At 70.7% G+C, this 4,948-nt stretch carries 5 protein-coding genes and 1 pseudogene; 5 read left to right on the top strand and 1 reads right to left on the bottom strand.

The window, feature by feature from the left end:
- Positions 1–459 precede the first annotated feature (459 nt).
- The 5 genes and pseudogenes from LE548_RS44975 (at position 460) to LE548_RS44990 (ending at position 4,143) form a co-directional block, all read left to right on the top strand.
- On the top strand, positions 460–606 hold the full coding sequence (locus tag LE548_RS44975; RefSeq protein ID WP_225102816.1) for a hypothetical protein: 147 nt from the start codon (positions 460–462) through the stop codon (positions 604–606).
- A gap of 61 nt (positions 607–667) precedes the next feature.
- A pseudogene (locus tag LE548_RS45860) lies at positions 668–757 on the top strand (hypothetical protein); the annotation flags it as partial.
- A gap of 3 nt (positions 758–760) precedes the next feature.
- Positions 761–901: a hypothetical protein gene (locus LE548_RS45865; RefSeq protein ID WP_263637316.1), complete on the top strand. Its 141-nt coding sequence runs from the start codon at positions 761–763 to the stop codon at positions 899–901.
- 230 nt (positions 902–1,131) lie between these two features.
- A complete protein-coding gene (locus LE548_RS44985) occupies positions 1,132–2,274 on the top strand; it encodes an XdhC family protein (protein ID WP_225102817.1) in 1,143 nt (380 codons plus the stop codon).
- A gap of 126 nt (positions 2,275–2,400) precedes the next feature.
- Positions 2,401–4,143, top strand: coding sequence for a pyruvate dehydrogenase (locus LE548_RS44990; protein WP_225102818.1), 1,743 nt, complete (start codon positions 2,401–2,403; stop codon positions 4,141–4,143).
- Between the two features lie 86 nt (positions 4,144–4,229).
- Here LE548_RS44990 and LE548_RS44995 read toward each other — a convergent pair.
- Positions 4,230–4,948: YoaK family protein (locus LE548_RS44995; RefSeq protein ID WP_225102819.1), on the bottom strand; the 719-nt coding region annotated here is incomplete at its 5' end.

Raw genomic sequence — 4,948 nt, forward strand, 5'->3', positions numbered from 1 at the left:
GAACCCCGGCTGAAGTGTTCACCAAGCAGCTACGATCGGTCCCACCAGCCAGCGTTGCGACGACCGATTGAATCCGTCGCGTTCGTAGCGATCCTTGTGAACATCGTCATCGGGCTGTGACCAGCGGCTTCGCTTGATCAACACACTTTGAAGCAGCCACGAGCCCCACCTCTCTTTCATTGCGGGGTGGGGCTCGACCTGTTCGGACACGCTCGAAGGCGGCAATGTCGGGGGTGCGATGTCCAGCGGAGGGCAGGATCTGGGCGTGCAACAAGCCGACTGGTCAGCCGCCACCCCAGCCGGGGGCGCCGAGGGTGTAGAGGAGGACGGCGACCGAGGCCAGGGTGAACGCGATCAGCGCCAGGCGCTGTCAGGTGAGGGTGTGGGACATGGCTGGTTCCTTTCTCGATCGGCGTTGACGACTCGGTCCGGCTGTTCGACGGGCTGAGCAACATCGCGTTGCGGGGCGAGGCCGGAGACCCCATCGACCCGTCGGTCTGGCAGGACGCCGCAGCCGTCGTCGAGGACACGTACCGCCAGAACCTGTTGATGCCGAGCCCCATCGAATGCCGCACGATCCTCGCCGTACCCGAGGGGACCGGCTGACGGTGCGGTCGGGGCACCAGATGCCGCACCGGCTGCGCCGTGAACTGGCCGCGCTGCTCGACTGGACCACCGACCGGATCCGGGCCGGGTCGTCGTCCCGGACGCCGGAGGCGCCTTCGGATCGAAGAGCGCGGCGTTTCCGGAGTTCGTGGTCGTGGCCCACCTGGCGGTGAAGCTCGGGCGGCCGGTCCGCTGGATCGAGGATCGTTCACCGGAGAAGCGCCCGTCCCACACACAAATAAAGTCCTTCACCCTCCTCCACTTCGACACGATCACCCACGATCCGGAGTCCTGAGGCTGCTCCGAGTCCACGCCTCGCCCGACCGGATCGTCTGCGGCAGTGACTGCACCTTCGACATGGCGCAGCCCGACCCGGTCGGATTCCCGCTCGGCCATGGGATCGACGCCGCGACGCCGGAGGCGGACGGCCGCCGGTTCCTCGGGCTGAAACCCGCCGGCCCGTCGCGCTGACCCGCTCGTCCGGCCGCCGGACGGACCACACCCGACAGCAGATCGGGGACCCTCATGCGGCACCTGGCGCCCCACCTGCTGGAGTGGCAGGCCGCCGGAGCCCCCTACGCCATCGCCGGCGTCGTCGCCGTCCGGGGCAGCGCGCCGCTGAAACCCGGGGCGGCGCTGTGCGTCCGAGCCGACGGCACAGCCCTCGGCAGTGTGTCAGGAGGCTGCGTCGAAGGCGCCGTGTACGACCTGGCCCGTGAGGTGCTGGCCTCGAAACAGCCTCGGTTCGTGTCCTTCGGATACTCCGACGACGACGCGTTCGCGGCTGGCCTGACGTGCGAAGGCGAGATCGACGTCTTCGTGCAGGCCGTGGACGAAGGCCTGGCGCGGGTCCTCGCCGCCGCCCACCTGGCCGCGGCGGCGAGGCGTCCGGTCGTCGTGGCGCGGGTGATGTCGGGACTCGACGGACAGCCTGGCGGTGCCGTCGCCGTCTGGAAGGAGGGGCACCTGGGCAGCGCCGGCAGCGCCGATCTGCACCTCGCCGTCCTCGCCGACGCCCGCCTGGTGCTCAGCGAGGACCTCACCGCCATACGGGCCTACGACATCGGCGCGCACGGGGAGCCCCGGGTTCTGTTCGAGGCCTGGTCCCCGCAGCCGCGGCTGCTGGTGTTCGGGGCCGACGCCCACGCCGCCGCCGTGAGCCAGATCGGCGCGTTCCTCGGGTACCACGTCACGGTGTGCGACGCCCGCGCCGCCTTCACCACGCCCGAACGCTTCCCGCACGCCCACGAGGTCGTGGTCGACTGGCCCCACAGGTATCTGGCAGGTGTGGCGACCGATCACAGGACCGTGGTGTGCGTGATGACGCACGACCCGAAGTTCGACGTCCCGGTTCTCGCCGAGGCGCTCGGCCGTCCGCCGGCCTATGTGGGTGCTGTCGGGTCCCGGCGCACCCAGGCACGAAGGATCCGCGATCTCGCGGAGGCCGGTGTGTCCCCCGAGGCCATGGCGCGGCTGCACGCGCCCGTCGGCCTCGACCTGGGCGCGTCGACGCCGCAGGAGACGGCCGTGTCCTTCGCGGCGGAACTCATCGAGGTGCGCAGTGGCCGCAGTGGCCGTTCGCTCTCCTTGCCGGACGGGCCCATTCACCCGACAGCGGGCGCGGATCGCGTCGGCCACACCATGGCCAGGGATCGGTGCACTGCCTGAACGGATGGTGTGCACGGACGGACACGTGCGGCCCTTCCGTCTCACTAACGTGATCCGGGTGTGAAGCGGGCCCGCTGAGCCCTTGCACAGCGGCGCCCGCGGCAAAGCCGGAATCCGAGGAGCGCCATGGCCAAGCAGACCATTGCCGAACAGTACGTCGACCTCATGGCCCGTGCCGGTGTGCGCCGCATGTACGGCGTGGTCGGGGACAGCCTGAACCCGGTCGTCGACGCGGTCAGACGGCACGACGGGGTGGAGTGGGTCCAGGTCCGCCACGAGGAGGTCGCCGCGTTCGCCGCTGGCGCGGAGGCCCAGCTCACCGGGCGGCTGGCGGCCTGCGCGGGCTCCTGCGGGCCGGGCAACCTGCATCTGATCAACGGCCTGTACGACGCCCACCGCTCGATGGCGCCCGTGCTCGCGCTGGCCGCCCACATACCCAGCGGTGAGATCGGCACCGGCTACTTCCAGGAGACCCACCCCGACCGGCTGTTCGCCGAGTGCAGCCACTACTCGGAGCTGATCTCCTCCCCGCGTCAGATGCCGCGCGTGGTGCAGACGGCGATCCAGCACGCCGTCGGCCGACGCGGCGTCTCGGTCGTGGCACTCTCCGGCGACACGGCTGCCGAGGACTCACCGGACTCGGCACCCGAACTCTCCATGCCCCTGGACCTGCCCGCCATCCGCCCGAGCGACCAGGAGATCGCCCGGCTCACGGAACTCGTGAACGGCGCCGAGCGCGTCATGGTGTTCTGCGGCCGGGGCGTTGCCGGCGCCCACACCGAGGTGATGTCCTTCGCCGAGAAGGTCAAGGCACCGGTCGGACACGCGCTGCGCGGCAAGGAGCACATCCAGTACGACAACCCGTACGACGTCGGCATGTCCGGTCTGCTCGGCTACGGTGCCGCGTACGAGGCCATGCACGAGTGCGACCTGCTGCTGCTCCTCGGCACGGACTTCCCGTACACCGATTTTCTGCCCCGCCATGTACGGACCGTCCAGGTCGACGTACAGCCCGAGCGGCTGGGGCGGCGCACCCAGCTCGACTTCGCCGTCTGGGGAGACGTGCGCGAGACCCTGCGGTGCCTGACCCCAGCGGTGCGGGAGAAGACCTCGCGCCGCTTCCTCGACCGCGTGCTGGAGCGGCACGCGCACGCCCTCGAAGGCGCCGTGAACGCGTACACCCGCAACGTCGGGAAGCACACCCCGATCCACCCCGAGTACGTGGCCGCGGTCCTCGATGAAGAGGCCGCCGACGACGCGGTGTTCACCGTGGACACGGGCATGTGCTGTGTGTGGGCGGCGCGTTATCTGACACCGAACGGCCGCCGCCGCATCCTCGGCTCGTTCGTGCACGGGTCAATGGCCAACGCGCTGCCCCAGGCGATCGGCGCCCAGTTCCTCGACCGCGGCCGGCAGGTCGTCTCCCTCTCCGGCGACGGCGGGTTCTCCATGCTGATGGGCGACTTCCTGACCCTCGTCCAGTACGGCCTGCCGGTGAAGGTGGTCGTCTTCAACAACTCCTCCCTGGGCATGGTCGACCTGGAGATGATGGTCGACGGCCTGCCGCCACACGCCACGACCTACCCGCACACCGACTACGCCGCCATCGCCACGGCGGCCGGGGCGCGCGGTATCCGGGTGGAGAAGCCCGGCGAGGTGCGCGACGCCCTGCGCGAGGCCTTCACCCATGAGGGGCCCGCGCTGGTCGACGTCGTCACCGATCCCGCCGCGCTGGCCGTTCCCCCGAAGATCACCACCGAGCAGATCAGCGGCTTCGCGCTGTCGGCGAGCCGGACGGTCCTGACCGGAGGCGTCGGCCGCATGGTGCACCTGGCCCGGGCCAACCTGCGCAACATTCCGCGTCCCTGAGCGCGGATATGGCGGATGCGTCTGAGCCCCCTGGTCCAGGGGGCTCAGACGCATCAGGCGCCCTCGTGGGGCGGGCCGTCCCGGTCTCAGGACGGTGACCGGGTCCAGTCCGGGTCGGCGGCCGAGAGGCGGTGGGTGGTCACGGAGGTGAGGGCGAGGAGCAGCAGGGCCAGGCTCAGGGTGAGCACGAGATGGCCGTGGAGAATCAGTTGGGCTCCGACGAAGGCGCCGAGGAGCATCGCCAGCACGGACAGGACCCGGCGGCCGGGCCGCGGCGCCGCGCCGCCGGCGGGGGTGGAGTCCGCGGCCAGCCCGGTCAGGGTCAGGGTCAGCACGGTCGTGGTGAGGTCCGGGACGCCGAGGCGTCGGGCGACCGCGTTCTGCAAGCCCATGGCGAGCCCGAGGAACACGATCAATACGTACTGGACACTCGTGGTGACCCGGCCGTCGGTGACCGCGGCGGCAGCCACGGTGACGGCGACCAGGACCGTCTGCAGGGCGGTGGCCGTCTTCAGCAGGTTTCCGCGGTGCGTCGCGAACCGGGTGCCGAGCCTGCCCCCGGCGAGCGCGCCGACGAGAAACGCCGCCAGCGCGACGACCGAGGCGAGCGCCGACAGGTTCGCGGCGCCCACCAGCGCGAACCCGAGAAACACCACGTTGCCGGTCATGTTGGCGACGAAGACGTGCCCGAGCGCCAGGTAGCTCACCGCGTCGACCAGACCGGTGACCACCGTCAGCGTCAGCATCAGGGGCGGCAACGGGCCGTGGCGGTCCCCTCTGGGCGGTACAAGTGTGCGTACCGCGT

The organism is Streptomyces sp. CoH27 (assembly GCF_020181035.1).
Taxonomy (GTDB): Bacteria; Actinomycetota; Actinomycetes; order Streptomycetales; family Streptomycetaceae; genus Streptomyces; species Streptomyces camelliae.